The sequence below is a fragment of the Azorhizobium caulinodans ORS 571 genome (assembly GCF_000010525.1).
GTDB classification, from domain to species: Bacteria; Pseudomonadota; Alphaproteobacteria; order Rhizobiales; family Xanthobacteraceae; genus Azorhizobium; species Azorhizobium caulinodans.
Genome location: NC_009937.1, coordinates 1,946,390 through 1,969,380, shown reverse-complemented (window position 1 = coordinate 1,969,380; position 22,991 = coordinate 1,946,390). Strand labels below are relative to the sequence as shown.

The window sequence follows — 22,991 nt, the reverse complement described above, 5'->3', positions numbered from 1 at the left end:
GGGCGCCTGCCCTCACTCCACGGTGACGGATTTGGCGAGATTGCGCGGCTGGTCCACGTCCGTGCCCATGAGCACCGCCGTGTGATAGGCGATGAGCTGCACGGGGATGGAATAAATCAGCGGAGCGATCGTCGCCGGCATCTCGGGCAGGATCAGCTTCTGCATGGCGGTGACGTTGGCAAGGTCCGCGCCCTTCTGGTCGGTGACGAGGATGATGCGCCCGCCGCGCGCCGCCACCTCCTCCATGTTCGAGACGGTCTTCTCGAACACCCGGTCATAGGGCGCGATCACCACCACCGGCATCTTCTCGTCGATCAGCGCGATGGGGCCATGCTTCAGTTCGCCCGCCGCATAGCCTTCGGCGTGGATGTAGCTGATCTCCTTCAGCTTCAGCGCACCTTCCAGCGCCAGCGGATAATTGGTGCCGCGGCCCAGATAGAGCACATCCTGTGCCTTCGCGAGGGTGCGCGAGAGCAACTCGATCTCCGGGCTCAGCTTCAGCGCCTCGGTCATCAGGCGCGGCACTTCCATCATGGCGCGCACCAGGCGGTGCTCGTCGTCGGAGGTGAGCACGCCCTTGGCCCGGCCCGTCGCCACGGCGAGGCAGGCGAGCGTCGCGAGCTGGCAGGTGAAGGCCTTGGTGGAGGCGACGCCGATCTCAACCCCGGCCAGCGTGGGCAGCACCACGTCGGCCTCGCGGGCGATGGTGGAGGTGGGGACGTTCACCACCGCGACCACCTTCTGGCCCAGTTCCTTGGCATAGCGCAGGGAGGCCAGCGTATCGGCCGTCTCGCCCGACTGGGAGATGACGATGGTGATGCCGCCCGGCTGGAGCGGGGTTTCGCGGTAGCGGAATTCGGAGGCGATATCGATGCTCACCGGCACGCGGGCGAAGCGTTCGAACCAGTATTCCGCAACGGCACCGGCATAGAGCGCGGTGCCGCAGGCGGTGATGGAGATGTGGGTCACCGAGCCGAGATCGAGGGGCAGCTCGGGCAGCACCACCGTCTCTTTGGTCGGGTCGATATAATGGCCGAAGGTGTGGGGGATGACTTCCGGCTGCTCGTAGATCTCCTTGGCCATGAAGTGGCGGTGGTTACCCTTGTCCACCAGCATGGCCCCGGCCGGTACCTTCACCATCGGCCGCTTCACCACCGCGCCGGTGAGGTCGCGGATCTCCGCCCCGGCGCGGGTGATGACCGCCCAGTCGCCCTCTTCCAGATAGACGATCTCGTCCGTGAAGGAGCCGAGCGCGATGGCGTCCGAGCCCAGATACATGGTGCCCTTGCCGTAGCCGATGGCGAGCGGCGAGCCCTTGCGGGCGGCGATCAGGAGATCGTCCTCGCCGTCGAACAGGAAGGCGAGCGCGAACGCGCCGCGCAGGCGGGGCAGCACCTTGCCCACCGCCTCCACGGGCGAGCGGCCGGCACGCAGCTCGCGGTCCACCAGCAGGGCCACCACTTCCGTGTCGGTCTCGGAGAGAAAGTGTGCGCCGCCGGCGATCAGTTCGTCCTTCAGCTCGCGGAAGTTCTCGATGATGCCATTGTGCACCACCGCGACCTTCTTGCCCGAGTGGGGATGGGCATTGCGCTCGGAGGGCTTGCCGTGGGTGGCCCAGCGGGTGTGGCCGATGGCGCTGTGGCCGGCGAGCGGATGGCGCGCAAGCTTCTGGTCGAGATTGCGCAGCTTGCCCTCGGCCCGGCAGATGGCGAGATGCCCGTGCTCCAGCGTGGCGATGCCGGCGGAATCATAGCCGCGATATTCGAGCCGCTTCAGGGCATCGATGACGTCTTCCGCAACCGGACCCTGACCGAGAATGCCGACAATGCCGCACATGAGGGATAGAACTCCACAAGGGTCACGCCGCACGCGCTCCGGCACGTGCTGTATGGGAAGGTCGCCCGGCCTGCATCGCGACCGAACAACACAGCTTTTCTTCTACGCAGCTTTCAGGTGTTCGTTGGGCAGACACGCCGCAAGCCGAGCTTCAGGTTCAAATCTCTAGCCTGCTTCGGGCAAAAGTGAGGAATCACTTCGCCTTTCCAATCGTCACACCTTCGGCTTGCCCCGCGCAGCGCGCAGGGCCGCGGCCCAGCCTTCCTTCACCGCCTGCCGGCCGCGCCCCAGCGCGAGGGCGTCCGCCGGTACGTCATCGGTGATGACCGAGCCCGAGCCGATATAGGCCCCTGCCCCGACGCTCACCGGTGCGACCAGCGAGGAATTGGTGCCGATGAAGGCGCCCGCGCCGATCTCGGTGCGATGTTTGGAGAAGCCGTCGTAATTGCAGGTGATGGTGCCGGCACCGACATTGGCATTGGACCCCACATGGGCGTCGCCCACGTAGGAGAGATGGTTGACCTTGGCGCCGGCATCGATGAGCGCCGCCTTGGTCTCCACGAAATTGCCGATGCGCACGCCTTCCCCGAGGCGGGTGCCCGGCCGCAGCCTGGCATAGGGACCGATGGAGACACCGCGCTCCAGATGGGCGCCTTCCAGATGGCTGAAGGCGTGGATGACCACGTCGTCCTCCACGGTCACGCCGGGACCGAACACCACGTTAGGCTCCACGAGAACGTCGCGGCCGAGCCTGGTATCGACGGAGAGGAAGACCGTCTCCGGCGCCACCAGCGTTGCCCCGCCCGCCATGGCGGCCCGGCGGAGGCGGCCCTGGAGGATCGCCTCGGCCTCGGCAAGCTGGAGGCGGCTGTTGACGCCCGCCACCTCGTCCACCTCGGCCTCGGTGGCCACAGCGGAGAGGCCGTCGGCACGGGCGATCTCAACCGCGTCGGTCAGATAATATTCGCCCTTGGCATTGGCATTGCCGATGCGGGTGAGAATGGACAGCGCCTCGCGCGCCCGCAGCGCCATGACGCCGGCATTGCAGAAATCCACCCGGCGCTCGTCCGGGGTGGCGTCCTTTTCCTCGCGGATGGCCACCAGCGCATCGCCCTGTGTCAGCAGGCGGCCGTACCCGGTGGGATCGGCGGGCCGGAAACCGAGGACGGCGACGGCCGCGCCATCGGCCAGTGGCGCGCGCAGGTTCTCCAGCGTCTCCGGCCGCAGCAGAGGCGTGTCCGCATAGAGCACCAGCACGTCATCGGCCGGCTCTTCCAGCGCGGCGCGCGCGGCGAGCACCGCATGGGCGGTGCCGAGGCGCTCGGTCTGGACGAAGACCTGCGCATCGGGGCGCACGCGGTGCGCTTCGGCGGCAACATCCTCGCGGTCGGGTCCGATCACCACCGCGACACGGGTGGCGCCGGCCTGCCGCGTGGTTTCCAGCACATGGTGGAGCATCGAACGGCCGGCGATCCTGTGCAGCACCTTCGGCAGGCGGGACGCCATGCGCGTGCCCTCGCCCGCCGCGAGGACCACCACCAGAAGGCTGCGTTCGGACATCGGACTTTCCCCTTGCGCGTTCATGCCCGTCTCATAGAGGGCGAGCGGGGGAAATTGAATGCACCTGCCGGATGAATACCGCCCTAAAGCCGCTGGCCGGCCTTTCGCGGTATCTGAAAACCTGACGACCGATCAGCGGGAGATGTCCTTGCGCAGCCGCCGCAGCTCCCGCACCGTCCGGGGCGGCCGGGGTGGATAGGCATAGACCACCGGCAGGGTGACGCTCATGGTTGCGAAGGGCATGTCCGGCGGCAGAGGCGGCAAGGGCGAAGCCATGTGCGCGAGGCGCAGCGCATTCTCGTCCAGCTCATCCTTGCCGCAGCTCTGGGCCAACTCCGAGCGGGCCACCGAGCCGTCCCTGCGCACGATGATCGTGACTTCCGCCTGATAGGTACCGGGCTTGTCGACAACCTCAGGTGGGATGTTGCTCAACTGCGCAAGGCGGGTCCAGGCGGCCTGCCGCCACTGGGCTACCGTCTGCGGCAGATCCTCTGCCTGGGCGGCCGTAACGCACACGCCCAAAACCAGGGCCGAGAGCAAAAAACGGAGCATTTCTGCGCCTTTGGCAAAGAATCAAGAAAGGCAGGCAACACCGGTTGGTGTCATAGCCAAGCTCCAGCTTGACGCAATGCACAATTTTGCATGCCCCGGGCCCGAGGGGGCGCTCAGAGGCGGTTCTCGGCCCGCCGCTTGTCCATGAGCTTGCGCGATTCGAAGAGGCTCTTGGCGTCAATGACGCTGCGCTCCTGCCCTTCCGGCTGGTCGAAGGAGAATGCCACCGGCATGGCCAGAAGCTCGTTCTCCCGCATGTCCGGCGGCAAGGGTGGGAAGGGCGCGGACAGCAGCACCATCTTCAGTACGCTGTTGTCGAGGGACGGCAGGCCGGAGCTGCGGACGAGTTCGGCGGTCGAAACCGTTCCGTCACGCCGCACCCGCAGGGCCACCACCACTTCATAGCGCCCGGCGCGGTCCGGAATGTCCGCCGGCAGCGCCCGATGAGTCGCCATGAGCGACCAGGCCGCCTTCATCCAGTCCTTGCGGCTCTGGGGCTGGGTATCGGCGGCGGCAAGAACCGGCACCGCCGGCAGAAGGGCCAGCGCGCTCAATGCGGCACCCAATGCCATGCGCTTCAGTTTCATATCATCCTCCCGGAACGGGACGCCTCAGGCGCGGAAAGACGCTCCGCGTGCGAGGCGCTCCCGCACGCCCCACGACACCACGCGGAATTCCGCCATTTTGGAGATATTTCGGCCAAAGTCGAGCCTCACTCATTGTCAGCCCGCCTTGGCGGTGCCATTTCGGCCGCCTATGTCTTCGCTCCCCGATGCCGGACGCCTCCCGCCGATGACCGACCGCAGCTTCAGCCCCAGCCCGCGCGCCATGAACTGGCTGATCGCCTCCACCCTGCTGGCGACCAGCTGGGCGATCTACATGCGCTACGTCATCATCGAGCCGTCGGTGGTGGGGCTGGCCTGCGAGGCGGGGCTCCAGACCTTCCAGTGCCAGGCCCGCTCGGCGGTGATCGCGCTGTTCGGCTACAGCGCCTTCGGCATTCTGGCGCTCGCGGGAGCCCTGCTCCAGTTCTGGCGGCCGCACGTGGTGACGCTCGGCATCGCGCTCGCCTGCGCGGGAATAGGACTTGTCCTCTATAACAACGTGGCCTCCGCCATTGCGGCGATGATCCTCCTGCTCTCCCTCGCCCGACCCGGACGGGCCTGAGCCGCTCGCTATCGCGTTCAGGCGCCCTCCGCCGGCACCCGGCCGGCGGCGTGAAAGCCGCCCCAGGGTTCACCCCACGCGAGCGGCGCTCCGGACCCGCCACAGGGCGAGGGCACCGACGAGGCTGATGGCGCCGAACCACAGCGCCTGCCAGTTCTGGAGCGTCTCGTTGACCGGGATATAGAGGCCCGCGAACAGCAGCCACCAGAAGGCGAAACCTTCCGCAAGGCTCCGCGCCTCCCCGGCCGGTCGGCGCAGCAGCGCCAGCACCGCCACGGCGAGCGCCACCGGTGTCAGCGGGAAATAGGGAAAGTCCTTGTAGCGGGAGTTGAACACCAGCTCGAAGCCCACCTCGCCGATGGCCAGCACCGCCAGCGCGAAAATGACGCCCGCCGCCACCTGAAGGCCGGGAGCAGTGCGACGGCGGGCGGGATGAAGGGCCACCGCCAGCGCCGGCAGACGCACGCCCGCCCCGATCACGGCCGGAATCACCAGCACGGACAGGAGCGCCAGCAGCACGAAACCGACGTTGCGCATCCAGCCGGCCACCCCGAGGCTTTCCAGCGGCAGAGCGGAGACGGCGGCACCGAGCGTCGCGCCACCGGCGAACGCGATCACCGCAATGCCGAGCCAATCCTTGGTCGGCACGGCCGCGCCCCTTCGGCGCGCGCCCCAGAGGCCGGCGGCAAAGCTTGCGAAGACGGCGACGACGCCGGCCACCGCATGGGCCTGCCAGTTGGGATGGTTGGAAACGCCCTGCCCCCAGATGAATTTCGGCGCGCGGGTGCCGGAATCGATGAGGCCCCAATGGCCACCCACCGTGCCCTCGTTCGCCCGCTTCCAGGGCTGGTCGAAGGCCTCGATGACATTGACCCGATAGCCCTTCTCCTTCGCAAGGCGCATCAGGTCATGCATGACCAGTGCCTGATCGGCGGGGGACGGCAGCGCGCCCTCGCGCATGCGCCCGGCGCTCGGCCAGCCGGTCTCGCCGATCAGGATGTCCTTGCCGGGAAATTCCTGCGCCATGTGCTGGCGGATCTCGTCCACATGGCGGCCGGCCTTGTCGGCGGCGACCGGCAGGTCCTCCCAATAGGGCAGGATGTGGATGGTGATGAAGTCAACGTCATTGGCGAGGGCGCGGGCGCGGGACCAGAATTCCCAGACGTCCGCATAGGTCACCTGAACCGGCGCCACGCGCGCCTTCACATCCTTCAGGATGGCGGAGATGTCGGTGGCGGAGAGTTCGCCGCGGAGCATCACTTCGTTCCCCACCACCAGCGCCTTGATGACATCGGGATAGGCCTTGGCGAGCGCGACCGCCTGGTCCACCTCCACCTTGTTCTTCGCCCGGTCGTTGCCCAGCCACACACCCTGCAGCATGGTCAGGCCGTGCTTGCGGGCCATGGGCGCCACCTTGTCGAGGCCCTTTTCCACCGAATAGGTGCGCACGCAATCGGTGATCTTGGCGAGCTGCGCCAGATCGTCGTCGATCTGGCTCTCGGGGATGACGAGGTCCGGATCGAGCGGCGACTGCCCCTCGCGGAAGGGCGCATAGGAGACGCATTGCAGCTTCTCGCCCGCCGCCAGCGGCGAGGGCGGCATGGCCACGGGCCGGCCGGCCCAGACCCACAGCCCGACCACGGCCGCCGACACGACGAGGGCCAGCAGCAGCGGCAAGCGATAGGACACGGACATGGGGACTCCTGGGGCGCCAAGACGCAGGCGGGACGAAAAAACCGCATAAAGCTTCACACGGGCAGTGTGAAGCCACCAAGGCGCCGGCATGGCCGTGGCGGGGCGGCGCATCTTGTGGGGACGAGATTTAAGCTTGCGCGCGTCCTCTTGCTGACAAACTCATAGCCTTCTTCTAATTTGCGCGTCGCTTCGCCGATGCGCGTCGTCGCCCCGCACAAGTCTTCAAACATATGGCCGTCATGCACAGCTTCCGTCTCACGCTCCTTCTGGGCGCCTTCCTGATTGCCTGCACCGGGCCGCTGGCCGCCCAGACCCAGGGGAGCGGCGGCGACGCCAAGCCGCAGGCCGCCGAGCCGCAGCTCACCCCCGAGCAGCAGGCCGCCCGCGAGGCGCAGCGCCGCTCGGTGGAGGAATTCGTCGAAGCCTCCAAGCTCCCCGGCGCAGCCGGCCTGCCCGAATGCGTGTGGACCGGCCGCCGCATCGCCGCGCTCCTGTGGCGCGACGACATCGACACCGCCCGCCGTCATCTGGAGCTCTACGAGCGCTTCGGCTGCCCGAGCGAGCACCTGAAGCTGGCCTTCCGCTGCCTGGTGCGCCAGGGCAACATCGATCCAAAAACGCAGGAGCGTCTGGGCAGCCGCGTGCAGCAATGCTGGGTGAATCCCGACTATGTTGCTGCACCTGCGCAATAATAAGACCTTGGCGCGGACGCAGCCGCGCCGAACGGCCGCCACAGTCTACATTTACCACTTGATTTGAGACGGTTAGTGTCTCATTGCACTGCGCTAAGCGCGACAGTGCCGACCGACGGGGCAGGTCGAATGGATGTCCCGCGCTTCCGCGCCAGGAACCTTGGTCGGAAGCGTGCGTTCTGAGGTTCGATCTCCCTTTCGAGTGGGTCTGGCCATGCGTCCCGGTCTCGCTGCTGCGGCGGCAGTCATTGCGGTTGTGACGGCGTTCCACGCCGCGATGTGGGTATCCTTGCGTCCCGAGGTAAACGCGCCTGCGGTTACCGATCGGTTCACGAGCCTGTCCTTCGCGCCTTATGGGCGCGGGGCGGACCCGGATGCCGGCGAGGCGACGAACGAGAAGCAGATCCGCGCCGACGTGGCGGCGGTCGCTCCTTACACACGGTCCATCCGTACCTATTCCTCCACCGGCGGCGTCGAGCTGACGCCTCCGATCGCGGCCGAGCGCGGCCTCAAGGTCACGGTGGGCGCCTGGATCGACAAGAACGAGGCGCGCAACGAGCGCGAGATCCGCAACGCGGTGGATCTTTCCCGCAAGAACCCGAACGTCGAAGGCCTCGTGGTCGGCAACGAGACCATCTTCCGCGGCGAGAAGAGCGCCGCCGAGATGGCCGAGCTGATCCGCAAGGTGAAGCGCCAGACCAACACGCCGGTCACCACCGGCGAGATCTGGAACGTGTGGCTGGATCATCCCGAGCTGGTCTCGGCGGTGGACTATATCGCCGCGCACATCCTCCCCTACTGGGAGGGCGTCCCCGCCGAACAGGTGGTGGACCGCTCCATCGACATCTACAACCGCCTGCGCGCCGCCTATCCCGGCAAGCGCATCGTCATCGCCGAGTTCGGCTGGCCGAGCGCGGGCTATAACCGCGACGCCTCGGTCCCCGGCGAGCTGGCGCAGGCGCAGGTCATCCGCACCTTCGCCGCCCGCGCCGAGGCTCTGGGCATCGAATACAACATCATCGAGGCGTTCGACGCCCCGTGGAAGTCGTTCGAGGGCTCGGTCGGCCAGTATTGGGGCATCATGGACGCCCAGCGTCACCTGAAGTTCCCGCTCTCCGGCCCGATCACGGAATCGAACTACACCCACGCCGCCGTCCTCGCGCTGCTGCTGGGCATCCTGTTCTCGCTGCCGATGCTGCGCATGGCACCGCTGACCATGTCGCAGGGCCTCGCCCTTTCGGCCGCCGCCAATGGCGTCGGCGCCTGGGTGGCGCTCGTCATCAACTACTGGCTGACCCACTATGTGACGGGCGGCAACTACATCACCGTCACGCTGAGCTTCCTCCTGCTCGGCCCGCTGGTGGTGGTGGTGCTCTATCGCGCCGAGGAACTGGCCTCCGTCGCCTTCGGCCGCACCCCGCGCCGTCTGGTGGAGAACCAGCGCGCGTCGGTCCCGGTTCGCTTCCCCAAGGTCTCCATCCACGTGCCCGCCTATCGCGAGCCGCCGGAGATGCTGAAGCAGACCATCGACAGCCTCGCCCGCCTCAACTACCCGAACTTCGAAGCGGTCATCATCGTCAACAACACCCCCGACCCCGCCATGGTGGAGCCGGTCCGGGCGCACTGCGCGACGCTCGGTGACCACATCAAGTTCATCAATGCGGAGAAGGTCCAGGGCTTCAAGGCCGGCGCCCTGCGCATCGCCCTCGAGCACACGGCGGACGATGCCGAGATCATCGGCGTCATCGACGCCGACTATGTGGTCCATCCCGACTGGCTGAAGAACCTCGTGCCCATGTTCGACGATCCCACCGTGGGTCTCGTCCAGGCGCCGCAGGACCATCGCGACGGCGCCGTGAGCCCGCTGCACGAGGCGATGAATGCCGAATATGCCGGCTTCTTCGACATCGGCATGGTCCAGCGCAACGAGGAAGACGCCATCGTGGTGCATGGCACCATGTGCCTGATCCGCCGCGCGGCGATGATGGAGGCCGGCTCCTGGTCGTCCGACACCATCTGCGAGGATACCGACCTCGGCCTTTCCATCGCCGAGAACGGCTGGAAGACGCACTACACCCGCGTGCGCTACGGCTGGGGCCTGCTGCCCGACACGTTCGAAGCCTTCAAGAAGCAGCGTCATCGCTGGGCCTATGGCGGCTTCCAGATCGTGAAGAAGCACTGGCGTCGGTTCCTGCCCGGCAACTCGCGCCTCACCACCGCCCAGCGCCGGCACTTCCTGCTCGGCTGGGTGACCTGGCTCGGCGCCGAGTCGGTCGGTGCGCTCGCCGCGATCCTGTCGCTGCTGTTCGTGCCCTTCGTCTTCGCCCTCGGCATCGCCGTGCCGGCCCACGTGCTGACGCTACCGATCATCGCCACCTTCCTGGTCTATGTGCTGCACTTCATCGCCATGTACCGGATGCGCGTTGCCACCACGCCGCTGCGCATGCTGGGTGCCGCCTTCGCGGCCATGGCGGTGCAGTTCACGGTCGCCAAGGCGGTCTATGACGGCTTCCGCTACAAGGACCTCGCCTTCGCCCGCACGGCGAAGGGTGGCAACTGGCTGGCGGGCGCCGCCCGCTCCTTCCCGGCGCTCTGGGAAGCGGTGATCGGCGGCCTGCTCTTCACGGCCGGCGTGGCGGTGCACATGCAGAACTGGCATACCATCCGCGAAGTGGACCTCTATGCCCTCGCGCTGGTGATCCAGAGCCTGCCCTTCCTCGCCGCCGCGCTCATCGCGCTGGGCGAAGGCTCGAAGCTGAACGACTTCGCCGCCTGGAAGGCCTTCCGCGCCAAGCTCGGCCTGCGCACCCGCCTGCGGGCCCCCATCGCGGAGTGAGGCTCCGGCCTCTTTCCCACCGCTGATCCTGCGAACGCCCGGCCCTGTGCCGGGCGTTTTGCTATGGTGGGCCGATGACCGCTCTCCCGCTTCCCCCTCGCCCGCGCATCTTCGGCCTCATTCTCGCCGGAGGCCTGGCCCGGCGCATGGGCGGCGTCGACAAGGCGCTGGTGACGTTCGAGGGGCGGCCGCTGCTGACCCATGTGGCGGAACGCCTCGCCCCGCAAGTGGAGGGCGTGCTGCTCTCCGCCAACGGGCCACCGGAGCGCTTCGCCGCTTTCGGCCTCCAGGTTCTGCCCGATCCCCTACCCGATCATCCGGGGCCGCTGGCCGGCGTGCTCGCGGGGCTGGAGGACCTCGCGGCCGAGGAGCCCGAAGTCGAATGGATGGTCAGTGCGCCTGTGGATACGCCGCGCCTTCCCGCCGATCTCGTGACGAGGCTCCTCGCGGCCGGCGGTGCGGATGGGCCGCATCTCGCACACGCCGCATCGGGGGGGCGCACCCATCCGGTCGTCGCGCTCTGGCCTGTCGCACTGCGTCATGCACTTCGTGCATATCTTGAGGCGGGCGAACGCCGCGTCGGGCAGTTTCTGTCAGCCCATGCAGCGGCTTGCGTGCCATGGCCGACCGAGCCGCATGACCCTTTTGCCAACCTGAATGCACCGGAGGATCTCGCCCGCCAGACTGGCAGCAATTCTGCCTGAAGGGGAGGCGTGGTCACGCTTGCGGCGGATTTAGGGAGGGTTTACGACTGCGCCCCGGATGCCTTCGCACCCGCGAAGCGCTCAGCGCTTCCGCCCGATTTCAAGGGAGATCTCATGGACGCCACCAACAACGCCACCGCGGCCAAGCTGACAGTGGGCGACAAGAGCTGGGAATTCCCCATCAAGAAAGGAACCATCGGGCCTGACGTGGTGGATATCTCCAAGCTCTACGGCCAGAGCGGGATGTTCACCTACGATCCGGGCTTCACGTCCACCGCGTCCTGCGAGAGCCAGATCACCTATATCGACGGCGACGAAGGCGTTCTCCTCTATCGCGGCTTCCCCATCGAGCAGCTCGCCGAGGGCGGTGACTTCCTCGAGACCTGCTACCTGCTGCTGTACGGCGAACTGCCGACCGCCGCCCAGAAGGCGGACTTCGATCACTCCGTGACCCGTCACACGATGGTTCACGACCAGATGAACCGCTTCTTCAACGGCTTCCGCCGCGACGCGCACCCCATGGCGATCATGGTGGCCTGCGTCGGCGCGCTCTCGGCCTTCTATCACGACTCCACCGACATCTCCGATCCGCAGCAGCGCCTCATCGCGTCCATCCGCATGATCGCGAAGATGCCGACGCTGGCGGCGATGGCTTACAAGTATTCGATCGGTCAGCCCTTCGTGTATCCGAAGAACGACCTCGACTACGCCTCCAACTTCCTCAACATGTGCTTCGCGGTCCCCTGCGAGGATTACAAGGTGAGCCCGACGCTCGCCCGTGCGCTGGACAAGATCTTCATCCTGCACGCGGACCACGAGCAGAACGCTTCCACCTCGACGGTGCGTCTCGCCGGCTCGTCCGGCGCCAACCCGTTCGCCTGTATCGCCGCCGGCATCGCCTGCCTGTGGGGTCCGGCGCACGGCGGCGCCAATGAAGCCGCCCTCAAGATGCTGACCGAGATCGGCACGCCGGACCGCATCCCCGAGTTCGTGAACAAGGCGAAGGACAAGAACGATCCCTTCCGCCTCATGGGCTTCGGCCACCGGGTCTACAAGAACTACGACCCGCGCGCCAAGATCATGCAGCAGACCTGCCACGAAGTGCTGACCGAGCTCGGCATCAAGGACGATCCGCTGCTCGACGTGGCGGTGGAACTCGAGCGCGTCGCCCTGCACGACGAGTACTTCATCGAGAAGAAGCTCTATCCGAACATCGACTTCTATTCGGGCATCACCCTGAAGGCGATGGGCTTCCCCACCACCATGTTCACCGTGCTGTTCGCCCTCGCGCGGACCGTCGGCTGGATCGGCCAGTGGAAGGAAATGATCGAGGACCCGAGCCAGCGCATCGGCCGTCCCCGCCAGCTCTACACCGGCGCCGCCCGCCGCGATTACGTGGCGATGTCCAAGCGCAAGTGAGCGGGACGCGGGGGCCTGCCCCCCGCTGCCCAGCCTTTCTAGGGCGCGGCTTCGGCCGCGCCCTTTTTTTTGTGCCGGCGGAGCCTCTATCGGTGAAGGACAGCCGAAAGGGCGAGGATGCGGCCGTTCCGGATGAGGACGAGGTCGGCACCGGTGACCCGCCGCTTGTCCTCTGCCGGACCATAGGTCCAGGCGACACGCCCGGCCCCCTCCGCCAGATCGCCCACCACCTGCGCGTCCCCGTCCTCGGCAAAGATGAAGCCGGAGGTGGCTGCCTGTACGGCGGCGGCCGCCGCGTCGATGGCGTCCCAGCCGGCGTGTGTCCCGCCGTGGTCGACGAAGGTCGCCGCCGGATCGTAGAGCGCTTCGATCGCCGCCCGGCGTCGGGCCGTATCGCGCGTGCCGAACACCTCGTGGAGGTTCCGGCGCAGGAGGGTCTGGATGGTGTCTGTCACGGCGTCCTCCCCTCAGATCTGCGTCATGCCGCCATCGACGAACAGTTCGGCGCCATTGATGAAGCTCGCCGCGTCAGAAGCGAGGAACAGGACGGCCTGCGCCACCTCCTCCGGCTGGCCCACGCGACCGGACGGAATGGCACCGACCAGGCCCGCCTTCACCCCGTCCGCCTCAGCTCCGCCGCCGAACAGTTCGTTGAGGCCAGCCGTGTCGATCGGACCGGGGCTCACCACATTTACCCGGATGTGCCGATCCTTCAGGTCGAGGACCCAATTGCGGGCGAAGCTGCGCACCGCCGCCTTGGTGGCGCCGTAGACGCTGAAGGCCGGGGTGCCCGAGGCGCCTGCGGTCGAGCCGGTCAGGACGACCGCGCCCCCGTCCTTCAGCAGCGGGAGCGCCTTCTGCACCGTGAAGAGCACGCCCTTCACGTTCGTCGCGAAGGTCTCGTCGAAGTGGGTTTCGTCGATGGCGCCGAGCGGCGCAAATCCGCCGCCGCCGGCATTGGCGAACAGCACGTCGATCTGCGCGTGGCGCTGCTGGACTGCGTCATAGAGGCGGTCGATATCGGCCAGCTTCGACATGTCGCCGCGCACGCCCGTCACTTGCCCGCCGATTGCCTTCACGGCGGCATCGAGCGCCTCCTGCCGGCGGCCGGTGATGAAGACGGACGCGCCGGCGGCGGAAAACGCCTTCGCGGTCGCAAGGCCGATGCCGCTGGTGCCGCCGGTGACCACCACCACCTTGTTCTGGAACGTCGTCATGATCCTGTCTCCTGTCGATGGTTGCGGCGGCTGAGGCCGTCGCTGATGGACAAGAGTTAGATCCGGAACGCTGATGCCTGTAGCCGCCAGATGTGGCACGTATCGTTCCACATGAGGAACGATGTCATGGCGGATCTCAACGACTACGCCTTCTTTGCCGAGGTGGTGAGGCACGGCGGCTTCGCCCCCGCCGGCAGGGCGCTTCATACCCCCAAGTCCAAGCTCAGCCGCCGGGTGGCGGCGCTGGAGGCGCGGCTCGGCGTCCGCCTCATCGAGCGCTCCTCCCGGCGCTTTCGGGTGACGGAGGTGGGGGAGGCCTTCTATGGACGCTGCCGGGCGCTGCTGGAGGAAGCGGAGCAGGCGGAAGCGCTGGTCGCGCAGGCGCGGAGCGAACCTCGCGGGCTCGTCCGCTTCAGTTGCCCCACGGGCCTTGTGGAAGTGCTGTCGCCCGGCCTCCCCGCCTTCCTGTCCCGCCATCCCAAGGTCCGGATGCAGTTGATCGCGGCAGACCGGCCGGTGGATCTCATCGCCGAGCGCATCGACGTGGCCCTGCGGGTGCGGGTGGACCTCACCACCGACGCCTCACTCACCATGCGCACGCTGGGCCGCTCACGCCGCATTCTCGTCGCCGCCCCGGCACTTGCGGGAAGGGTGCCGGGTGCCGACATCGCGAGCCTGAACGACCTGCCGACGCTGGGTTCCAACGATGAAATCGGCGAGACGGTCTGGGATCTCGTGGGTCCGGATGGCGCCAGCCACAGCCTGCGGCACGAGCCGCGCCTCAGCTGCGTGGACTTTGCCGCGCTGCGCGAGGCGGCAGCCGCCGGTCTCGGCGTTGCCCTTCTGCCCGATCACATCTGCCGTACCGACCTTGCCAGCGGCCGGCTGGTCAGGGTCTTTCCGGGCTGGGGCGGGCAGATGGGCATCGTGCACATCGTCTTTACAACGCGCCGGGGCCTGACGCCCGCCGTGCGCGCGCTCATCGACCACCTCGCCGCCACCTTCAACCGGCTGAAACTGGACGAGTGAAGCTCAGTGCCGGCGCGCAGCCGCTGCCTCGAGCACTACAGCCGCCGCCCGCTGGGAGGGCGGGGCGTCGTCGGCACCCATGATGGTGTCGAGCTTCGCGAAGCCCTCGAGCTGGCGGGTGCGAGCGGGGCCCTCGGCCAGCGTCTCGAGGAGCGCCGCCGACAGCTTCTCCGGCGTGCAGTCCTTCTGGAGGAATTCGGGCACCACGTTCTCGCCGATCACCAGATTGGCGAGGATCACCGTGGTGAGGTGCAGCACGTGGGGGGCGATCTTGGCCTCCCATTCGGACAGCTTGTAGGCCGCAACGGTGGGCACGCCCGCAAGGCCGAGTTCCAGCGTCACGGTGCCCGAGGCGGCAAGCGCCGCGCGCGCCTGCCGGAAGACGGCATGCTTCTCGCCCGCATCGGTGACGATGCGCACCGGCACCGGCCAACTCGCGACCATGGCCAGAACCTTGGGCACCAGACGCGGCAAGGTGGGCAGCACCACCTCGATGGGCCGCTCAACGGCCACACGGCCCAGCGCCTCCCCGAAGATGGCACCGAGCCGCTCCAGTTCGGCCCGCCGGCTGCCCGGCAAGGCGAGCACCAGCGGCGGATCGGAAGCGCGGCGGACCACCTCCTCGGCGGAGGGGCGCAGGTCCTCCAGATGCTCCAGCAGCGGATGCCCCACATAGTCGGTCACGGGCCCGCCGAGGCGCTCATGCACCTCCGGTTCGAAGGGCAGCAGCGCCAGCAAGCGGTCCGTATAGGGCCGCATGGCCTTCGCACGGCCGGAGCGCCACGCCCAGACCGTGGGCGAGACATATTTGACGATGGGAATGTCCGGCCGGCGCTTGCGCACCTTGGCTGCGACGCGATGGGTGAAATCCGGCGCGTCGATCAGCACCAGCACGTCCGGCGGTGCGGCGCAGATGGCCTCCACCGTCTCCTTCAGCCGCTTCAGGATGGTGCGCAGCTTGGAGAGCACGGCACCGAAGCCGATGGCGGTGAGATCGTCCATGGGGAAGAGGCTCTTGAGCCCCTGCCCCGCCATGCGCGTGCCGCCAATGCCGCGGAAGGTGACGCCCTGCGGCGCCTGCACCTTCAAAGCCGCCAGCAGCGCACCGCCCAGCACATCGCCCGATTCCTCGCCGGCGACGACGAAGATGTCGAGCGGCTTGCCGGGCGCACTCATGATGCCACCTGCGGGCGCACGCCGACCACGAAGAGACCGGCCTTGTCGGCCTCCGCCACCAGATGCTCGGCATCCGGCACGATGGCCCCGCCCGCCTCGAAGGCGATGCCGGCGAGACCCGCCTCCGCGGCGCGCTGCACGGTCCGCGGGCCGAGGGAGGGCAGGTCCACGCGCCGGTCCTGCTGCGGCTTGGGTGCCTTCACCAGCACGCCCTGCCCCTTGCCGAAGCGCAGGCGCCCCTTCTCGCGCATGGTCTTGTAGCGGGTGAGCATCTCGTCCGTGCCTTCCGCCGCTTCCACCGCCACCACGAAGCCGTTCACCACGATCACCGCCTGCCCCACGTCGAAGGCGCCGAGCGAGGCGATGAGGGACAGACCGAGGCGGATGTCGTCGAGATCGACCGGGCGGGGCGCGATGGCGCCAAGCACGCCTTCCGGCAGCAGCAGGCTCGGGGCCACCTCATGGGCACCGCGCATGGCAAAGCCCTGGGCGGCCACCAGTTCGACGACGCCGGAGAGCAGATGGTTGTCGCCGCCGCGGAACAGCGCGGCGATGCGCGGCAGAAGCCGCAGCATGGTCCAGTCGAGGCCGAGATCGCGCACGCGCGGGCGCGTCAGCGTGCCCACCATCACCAGTTCCTTCACCCCCTGCGCCTTGAGGCGGGTGGTGGCGGTGCCGAGCGAGCCGACCTTGAACCAGAAATGCGGATAGCGCTCCAGCGAAGGGTCCGCAAAGCCCTGGAGCAGGCCGAGATAGACCTCCCGGCCCTGCGCCCGCACGGCCTCGGCCACCGCCGCCGGAAAGGCGCCGCCGCCCGCCACGATGCCTACCGGCCCGTCGCCGGGCAAAGCAGGAGGGGATATGGCGGGCGCCACGGTCATTCTGCGTCAGTCCTCCTGCGCCACCACCCCACGCGAGGGATGGCAGAGGGCGCGCTTGCCGCCCGCATCCACGAAGGAGACCAGCGCCTTGATGAAGGGTGAGGCGTCCTGCCGCTCCCGCAGGCCGGCGAGCCGCTCGGCAAACGTGCCTTCGCCGAAGAAGAGATCACGATAGGCGGCACGGGCGGCGTGCAGTTCCGACTTGGAGAAGCCGCGCCGCTTCATGCCCACCACATTGAGGCCAACCAGATTGGCGTTCTGGCCGATGGCGTAGCCGAAGGGGATGACATCCTCGCGCACGCCGGTGACACCGCCGATCATCACCTGCGCGCCGATGCGCACGAACTGATGCACCGCGCTGAGGCCGCCGAGGAAGACGTTGTCGCCCACCTCCACATGGCCGCCGAGCGTCGCATTGTTGGCGAAGATCACGTTGTCTCCGACCAGGCAGTCGTGGGCGACATGGGCGGCCGTCATGAGCATGCAGTTGTTGCCGACGCGGGTGACGCCGCGGCCGCTCGCCGTGCCCGTGTTCATGGTCACGTGCTCGCGGATCTGGCAGTCGGTGCCAACCACGAGGCTGGTCTTCTCGCCCTTGTAATGCACCGACTGCGGCGGCGTGCCGAGCGAGGCGAAGGGATAGACCTGCGTGCGGGCGCCCAGCGTGGTCACGCCCTGCACGTTCACGTGCGCGTGGAGGCGCACGCCGTCCTCAAGGGTCACATCGGGGCCGACGATGCAGTAGGGTCCAACTTCCACATCATCGGCGAGCCACGCGCCATCGGCAACGCGGGCAGTCGGGTCGATCAGGGCCACGTTCACTCCTCGGCGATCATGGCGCCAACACGCGCCTCCGCCACGATTTCTCCGCCCACCCGGGCTTCGCCGCGGTACCACCACATGTTGCGGCGCTTGTTGAGGCGGGTCATGTGATATTCGAGCACGTCGCCGGGGCGGACCGGGCGACGGAACTTCGCCTCGTCGATGGTCATGAAATAGACCAGCGAAGGCTTGCGGTCGGCGCCCTTGGCATGGATGCAGATGGCACCCGCCGTCTGGGCCATGCCCTCGATGATGAGCACGCCCGGCATGACCGGATTGTTCGGGAAGTGACCCTGGAAGTGCGGCTCGTTGGCCGTCACGTTCTTGTAGCCGACGCAGGACAGATCGCTGTCGATCGCCTCGATCCGGTCCACCATCAGGAACGGATAGCGATGCGGCAGGAGCGCCAGGATGCGCAGGATGTCGATGCTGTCCAGAACCTTCGTCTCGTCCGCCTTGGTTTCTTCGCTCATTCTTCTTCCCCCGGCGTCGCGGCGCCGGAACGCGCCCTCGACTCAGCCAGCTTCTTCAAGGTGGTCATTTCGCGGAACCACTCGCGCACCGGCTTGGCCGGAGACCCGCCCCAGCGCACGCCGGGGGGCACATCGCCCTTCACATTGCTGGAGGCGGCGATCTGGGCGCCATCGCCGATGGTGCAGTGGCCGACCACGCCCACCTGCCCGCCAAGCATCACGAAATCGCCCAGTGTGGTGCTGCCGGAGATCCCGGTCTGGGAGACGATGATGCAGTGGCGACCGATGACCACGTTGTGGGCGATCTGGACCAGATTGTCGATCTTGGTCCCCTCCCCGATCACCGTGTCGCGCAGCGCGCCGCGGTCGATGGTGGAGCCGGCGCCGACTTCCACGTCGTCCTGAAGGACCACGCGGCCGATCTGCGGCACCTTCAGGTGGCCGCCGGGGCCGGGCTGATAGCCGAAGCCGTCCTGCCCGATGCGGGCGCCGGCATGGACGATGACGCGATTGCCGACCAGCGCATGGGAAAGGCTGACGCCGGCCCCGATGGTGCTGTCCCGGCCGATCCGCACGCCCGCACCCACCACGGCATTGGCACAGATGACCGAACCGGCACCGACCTCGGCACCGGGGCCGATCACCGCGCCGGGATCGACGGTCACCCCTGCCTCAAGGCTGGCGGTGGGATGGATGAAGGCGCCGGGGGCGATGCCGGTGTGGCCGAACACCGGCTGCGGCCGCAGGGCCTGGGGGAAAAGCTGCCGGGTCACGGCCACGAAGGCGCTGGCGGGGCGCGGCGATACCAGGACCGCGATGGCCTCGGGCACTTCGCCTGCGAACTTCTCGCTGGTGATGATGGCGCCGGCGCGGGCGGTGCCCAGCGTCGCCAGATAGCGGGACTGGTCGAGGAAGGCGAGTTCGCTCGGGCCGGCGTCCGCCAGGGTTCCGACACCCGTCAGGCGCAGGGCGTCCTGCGCGCCGGGACGGGCGAGGCGCGCGCCGCTCAGCGCAGCCACCTCATCCAGCGTCAGCGGCGTCGGAAGGGGGAAGAATGCGGGTTCGCTCATGACCTAAAATGTGGTTCGGGCGCCGCCGGCCTCAGCCGGCGACGCCCGTGATGGACCGATGTAACGACGATCAGAACTTGGTGCCGCCGGAGAAGCGGAACGCCTGCAGGTCGTCGTAGGAGGCCTTCGTCAGCGCCCAGGCATAGTCGAAGCGCAGCGGACCGAAGGGCGACTGCCAGATCAAGCTGGCGCCGACCGAGGTACGGATGACGTTGTCGTCGGCCACGCAGATGGCGCCCATCTTGTTCTGGCTGTTCGACGGGCAGACCGTGAAGTTGGCCGTTCCGGCGGAAGCGAAGGTGGTCGGGCCGGTGTAGCCATAGACCGAGCCGGCGTCGAAGAAGACGGCGCCCTTCATGCCCACATCCTTCGGCAGGAAGGAGAGCGGGAACTGCACTTCAGCCGAAGCACCCCAGTAGGTCGTGCCGCCGAGGGCATCCTGGTTGTAGTTCGCCAGATCGCGCGGACCGATGCCGGAGGGCGCGAAGCCGCGGACCAGATTCGGACCCATGAAGAAGTTGTCCATGATCTGGAGGTCCTTGCCGCCCCAAGCGGAGACGTAACCAGCCTGACCATGCAGCAACAGGATCGAGTCGTAGATCAGCGGATAGTAGTAGCGGACATCGCCGGTTGTGCGAACGAAGTTCACATCACCACCCAGACCAGCGAAGTCCTGCTTCAGCTCGGCATAGAGGCCGCTGGTCGGGTTGATGTTGCTGTCGAGCCCGTTGAACGAGAGGGTGTAGCCCACCACGGAGGTGATGGTCTGGCCCTGCTGCACGGCCTCGATGATCGCCCAGGACACGCCGCAGTTCTGCGCGGTGAGGGCGGTGCCATAGAAGGTCGTGCAGTTCGGGAGGCTCAGCTCGCGCTGGTAGAGGTTGTAGCGCAGAGCCAGCGTGACCTCGTCGGTGATGGGCAGGCCGAGACGGACGCCGCCGCCGATGGTCTGGCTGTCATACACCGTGTACGAGTTCGCCGAAGTCTCCTTCCAGTAGAGGTCGAAGCCCGCCGCCACGCGATAGCCGAGGAAGTACGGCTCGGTGAAGGAGAACTGGGCACCCTGCGAGTACTGGCCGAGAGAGCCGGAGATGCTGACGTACTGGCCGCGGCCGAGGAAGTTCTTCTCGCCCAGCGAGACCGAGCCGATGAAGCCGTCCGCCGTCGAGTAGCCGCCGGAGATGGAGAACTCGCCGGTGGGCTGGTCTTCCACGGTCACCACGAGGATCACGCGGTCGGGCGCGGAGCCCGGCTCGTTGGTGATCTTCACGGTCTTGAAGTAGCCGAGGTTCTTCAGGCGGCGCTCGGCGCGGTCCACGAGGACGCGGTTGTAGGCATCGCCTTCGCCGATATCGAACTCGCGGCGGATAACCCAGTCACGGGTACGGGTGTTGCCGCGGATCTCGATGCGCTCGACGTAGACGCGCGGGCCTTCCTCGACCACGAACGTGACGTTGATGCGCTTGTTCTCGAAGTCGCGGTCGCCACGCGGACGCACCTGGGCGAAGGCGTAGCCGCTCTTCGACACCTCGATGGTCAGGTTCTCGACCGTCTTCTCGACGAGTTCGGCGTTGTAGATCTGGCCGTCGCTCACGCGCAGGGCGTTGCGCAGGCTGGACGCCGGCACGTCGCGGATGTTGGAGACCACATCCACCTTGCCGAACTTGTACTGCGCGCCCTCGTCCAGGACGATGGTGATGACGTAGCCGGCGCCGCCCGGATCGAGCTCGGCGGAGGCCGACACGATGCGGAAGTCCGCATAGCCGTTCTTCAGGTAGAAGCGGCGCAGCAGTTCCTGGTCGGCGTTCACGCGGTCGGCGTCATAGACGTCGGTGGACTTCAGGAAGGACAGCCAGTTGGTGGTCGTCGTGGAGATGACGTCCTTCAGCTTCCAGTCCGAGAAGGCCTTGTTGCCGACGAACTTGATGTCCTTCACGCCGGTCTTTTCGCCTTCGTTGATCTCGAAGACGAGGTCGACGCGGCCGTTGCCGCGGTCGATGGTGACCGGGTTGACCTTCACGTCGGTGCGGCCGGTGCGGCGATAGAGATCGACGATGCGCTGGGTATCAGCCTGCACGAGCGCCTTGGAGAAGGGACCGCGCTCCTTCGACTGGATCTCGCCGGAGAGCTGCTCGTCCTTGATCTTCTTGTTGCCCTCGAAGGCGATCTTGTTGATCACCTCGTTCTCGACCACCGTCACGACGGTGCGGCCACCCTGCTGCGAGACCCGGACGTCCGCGAAGAGGCCGGTCGCATAGAGCGCCTTCACACCATCGTCGATCTTCGCGGAGGTCAGGCCCTCGCCGGGCTTGAGATTGAAGTAGGAGCGGATCGTATCGGCGTCCACACGCCGATTCCCCTGCACCACGATGGAAGCCGACTGCGCCATTGCTGGCGAGGCCACCACCATTGATCCGGCGGTCGTCGTCACCGCGGTCGCGAAAGCGATGCCGAGGACGGCGGCCAGTTTTACGAACACCCGTGCCGGAGCAGTCATATGGCGCGCAACCTTGAATTCGTTGTTCTCAACCCAGGGGCGCACCCCCGGATTCTCCACCTTCGAGGCGCTTTTACAGCCTTTTCCGTGCACTGCAAACGCCCGCCCCAACAAAGGCTTCCGCTTTTCCCGCGACCGTTGCGCCAACGCCACGAGCCCCTGTGGGGACTCACATGGTGGCGATATGGACCACGTCGTTCCAGGTGGCGAACACCATGAGCATAAGCACGATGGCGAGGCCGATGCGAAAGCCAATGTCCTGCGCCCGCGGACTCAGAGGATGCCCGCGAACTGCCTCCACAGCGTAGAACAGGAGATGCCCCCCATCCAACAGCGGGATGGGAAAGAGGTTAAGAAGTCCAATCGACACCGACAGAACGGCCGCCAGCGACAAAAGAGCGCCGAAGCCGAAGGTGGCCACCTGCCCCGATACCTGGGCGATGCGGATGGGCCCGCCCAGCTGATCGGGCGATTCCCGGCCCGAGATGAGGCCCCCCAGATAATCGAAGGTGCGGGCGACCACGAACCAGGTCTCCTGCGCGCCCATGGCCACGGCTTCCACCGGGCCGTAGCGGCGGGTCACCACGTCGGCGGCGGCCAGCGAGCGGGAAATGCCGAGCATGCCCATGCGGTGGACATTGCCGAAGGCGTCCTTCACCTCGCGCATTTCCGGCGTGGCGGACAGTTCCACCGGCGCGCCGCCGCGATCCACCTTGAAGGTGAGCGGGCTGCCGGCGCTGGAACCGACGATGCGCTGCATGTCGGAGAAGCTCTCCACCGGCGTGCCGTCGATGGTGAGGATGAGGTCGCCCGCCTTGAAGCCCGCCCGCTCGGCGGCGCTGGAGGGCGCCACCTGATCGACGCGCGGCGAGCTCACCTGCCGGCCGAACACCATGAAGACGAAGGCGAAGATGACGATCGCCAGGATGAAATTGGCGACCGGGCCCGCCGCGACGATGGCCGCGCGCCAGCGCAGGGGCTGGTAGAAGAAGCTCTGCCGCCGCTCGGCCGGCGACATCTGCGCCAGCTTCACCGGATCAGGCGTCGAGGCGGCATCCTCGTCGCCATAGAATTTCACGAAGCCGCCGAGGGGAATCGCGGCGAGGCGCCAGCGCGTGCCGTGGCGGTCGTTGAAGCCGAAGAGTTCCGGACCGAAGCCGAGGGAGAAGGTCAGAACCCGGACGCCCGCCCGGCGGGCCACCCAGAAGTGCCCCAACTCATGGAAGAAGACGACCAGCGTCAGGACGAAGAGAAAGGGGATCACATATCCCAGCAGGGAATGTCCCATGGAACCCAGTCCCGACAACACGTCCATCATCCCGTCCTTGCTCGCGGCCTGCGGCGCCGAACGCGTCCCGCGCCCGC

General features: G+C 67.4%; 20 protein-coding genes. 6 read left to right on the top strand and 14 right to left on the bottom strand.

All coding sequences use genetic code 11. The features are described 5' to 3' along the window. Positions 1 to 12: 12 nt before the first annotated feature. The 4 genes from glmS to AZC_RS08900 all read right to left on the bottom strand — a co-directional run bounded on the left by glmS (position 13) and on the right by AZC_RS08900 (position 4,535). Entirely contained in the window at positions 13 to 1,836 is a 1,824-nt protein-coding gene (gene glmS, locus AZC_RS08915) for a glutamine--fructose-6-phosphate transaminase (isomerizing) (RefSeq protein ID WP_012170247.1), read from the bottom strand. Between the two features lie 213 nt (positions 1,837 to 2,049). After that, on the bottom strand, positions 2,050 to 3,396 hold the full coding sequence (gene glmU / locus AZC_RS08910) for a bifunctional UDP-N-acetylglucosamine diphosphorylase/glucosamine-1-phosphate N-acetyltransferase GlmU (RefSeq protein WP_012170246.1): 1,347 nt from the start codon (positions 3,394 to 3,396) through the stop codon (positions 2,050 to 2,052). 132 nt (positions 3,397 to 3,528) lie between these two features. Continuing rightward, complete coding sequence (locus AZC_RS08905) at positions 3,529 to 3,948, bottom strand: energy transducer TonB family protein (protein ID WP_012170245.1); 420 nt, start codon at positions 3,946 to 3,948, stop codon at positions 3,529 to 3,531. A 113-nt stretch (positions 3,949 to 4,061) separates the two neighbouring features. After that, positions 4,062 to 4,535 carry an energy transducer TonB gene (locus AZC_RS08900; protein ID WP_012170244.1) on the bottom strand — a complete coding sequence of 158 codons (474 nt, stop codon included), beginning with the start codon at positions 4,533 to 4,535 and terminating at the stop codon, positions 4,062 to 4,064. A 205-nt stretch (positions 4,536 to 4,740) separates the two neighbouring features. Here AZC_RS08900 and AZC_RS08895 point away from each other — a divergent pair, with 205 nt between their 5' ends. Further along, the gene (locus tag AZC_RS08895) at positions 4,741 to 5,115 is read left to right on the top strand and encodes a hypothetical protein (protein ID WP_012170243.1); all 375 of its coding nucleotides are present in this window, start codon (positions 4,741 to 4,743) and stop codon (positions 5,113 to 5,115) included. 69 nt (positions 5,116 to 5,184) lie between these two features. On the opposite strand, the gene AZC_RS08890 is transcribed toward AZC_RS08895, so the two are convergent. Next, on the bottom strand, positions 5,185 to 6,810 hold the full coding sequence (locus AZC_RS08890; protein WP_043879118.1) for a beta-1,6-glucan synthase: 1,626 nt from the start codon (positions 6,808 to 6,810) through the stop codon (positions 5,185 to 5,187). A gap of 239 nt (positions 6,811 to 7,049) precedes the next feature. Here AZC_RS08890 and AZC_RS08885 point away from each other — a divergent pair, with 239 nt between their 5' ends. The 4 genes from AZC_RS08885 (at position 7,050) to gltA (ending at position 12,461) form a co-directional block, all read left to right on the top strand. Next, a complete protein-coding gene (locus AZC_RS08885; protein WP_244421815.1) occupies positions 7,050 to 7,502 on the top strand; it encodes a hypothetical protein in 453 nt (150 codons plus the stop codon). A gap of 214 nt (positions 7,503 to 7,716) precedes the next feature. Then, positions 7,717 to 10,338, top strand: a complete 2,622-nt coding sequence (locus AZC_RS08880) for a glycosyltransferase (RefSeq protein ID WP_173362968.1) — start codon at positions 7,717 to 7,719, stop codon at positions 10,336 to 10,338. A 74-nt stretch (positions 10,339 to 10,412) separates the two neighbouring features. Then, positions 10,413 to 11,042, top strand: coding sequence for a molybdenum cofactor guanylyltransferase MobA (mobA, locus tag AZC_RS08875; protein ID WP_012170239.1), 630 nt, complete (start codon positions 10,413 to 10,415; stop codon positions 11,040 to 11,042). A 114-nt stretch (positions 11,043 to 11,156) separates the two neighbouring features. Beyond that, positions 11,157 to 12,461, top strand: a complete 1,305-nt coding sequence (gene gltA, locus AZC_RS08870; RefSeq protein WP_012170238.1) for a citrate synthase — start codon at positions 11,157 to 11,159, stop codon at positions 12,459 to 12,461. Between the two features lie 86 nt (positions 12,462 to 12,547). On the opposite strand, the gene AZC_RS08865 is transcribed toward gltA, so the two are convergent. Beyond that, positions 12,548 to 12,916: a hypothetical protein gene (locus AZC_RS08865; RefSeq protein ID WP_012170237.1), complete on the bottom strand. Its 369-nt coding sequence runs from the start codon at positions 12,914 to 12,916 to the stop codon at positions 12,548 to 12,550. A 12-nt stretch (positions 12,917 to 12,928) separates the two neighbouring features. After that, positions 12,929 to 13,678, bottom strand: coding sequence for an SDR family NAD(P)-dependent oxidoreductase (locus tag AZC_RS08860; RefSeq protein WP_012170236.1), 750 nt, complete (start codon positions 13,676 to 13,678; stop codon positions 12,929 to 12,931). A 126-nt stretch (positions 13,679 to 13,804) separates the two neighbouring features. Here AZC_RS08860 and AZC_RS08855 point away from each other — a divergent pair, with 126 nt between their 5' ends. Next, entirely contained in the window at positions 13,805 to 14,707 is a 903-nt protein-coding gene (locus tag AZC_RS08855; RefSeq protein ID WP_081433953.1) for a LysR substrate-binding domain-containing protein, read from the top strand. 3 nt (positions 14,708 to 14,710) lie between these two features. On the opposite strand, the gene lpxB is transcribed toward AZC_RS08855, so the two are convergent. From lpxB to rseP, 7 genes are all read right to left on the bottom strand, one after another. Further along, the gene (lpxB, locus tag AZC_RS08850; RefSeq protein ID WP_012170234.1) at positions 14,711 to 15,883 is read right to left on the bottom strand and encodes a lipid-A-disaccharide synthase; all 1,173 of its coding nucleotides are present in this window, start codon (positions 15,881 to 15,883) and stop codon (positions 14,711 to 14,713) included. Next, entirely contained in the window at positions 15,880 to 16,764 is an 885-nt protein-coding gene (locus AZC_RS08845) for an LpxI family protein (RefSeq protein WP_012170233.1), read from the bottom strand. The genes lpxB and AZC_RS08845 overlap by 4 nt, the downstream gene beginning before the upstream one ends. A 6-nt stretch (positions 16,765 to 16,770) precedes the next feature. Continuing rightward, positions 16,771 to 17,580, bottom strand: coding sequence for an acyl-ACP--UDP-N-acetylglucosamine O-acyltransferase (gene lpxA / locus AZC_RS08840; RefSeq protein WP_043879116.1), 810 nt, complete (start codon positions 17,578 to 17,580; stop codon positions 16,771 to 16,773). Positions 17,581 to 17,582: 2 nt separating this feature from the next. After that, positions 17,583 to 18,059, bottom strand: coding sequence for a 3-hydroxyacyl-ACP dehydratase FabZ (gene fabZ, locus AZC_RS08835; protein ID WP_012170231.1), 477 nt, complete (start codon positions 18,057 to 18,059; stop codon positions 17,583 to 17,585). Beyond that, positions 18,056 to 19,129 carry a UDP-3-O-(3-hydroxymyristoyl)glucosamine N-acyltransferase gene (gene lpxD, locus AZC_RS08830; RefSeq protein ID WP_012170230.1) on the bottom strand — a complete coding sequence of 358 codons (1,074 nt, stop codon included), beginning with the start codon at positions 19,127 to 19,129 and terminating at the stop codon, positions 18,056 to 18,058. Before lpxD ends, fabZ begins: the two co-directional genes overlap by 4 nt. Before the next feature lie 70 nt (positions 19,130 to 19,199). Next, complete coding sequence (bamA, locus tag AZC_RS08825) at positions 19,200 to 21,626, bottom strand: outer membrane protein assembly factor BamA (protein WP_043880173.1); 2,427 nt, start codon at positions 21,624 to 21,626, stop codon at positions 19,200 to 19,202. 169 nt (positions 21,627 to 21,795) lie between these two features. Further along, entirely contained in the window at positions 21,796 to 22,941 is a 1,146-nt protein-coding gene (rseP, locus tag AZC_RS08820) for an RIP metalloprotease RseP (protein WP_043880172.1), read from the bottom strand. Between the last annotated feature and the right edge of the window lie 50 nt (positions 22,942 to 22,991).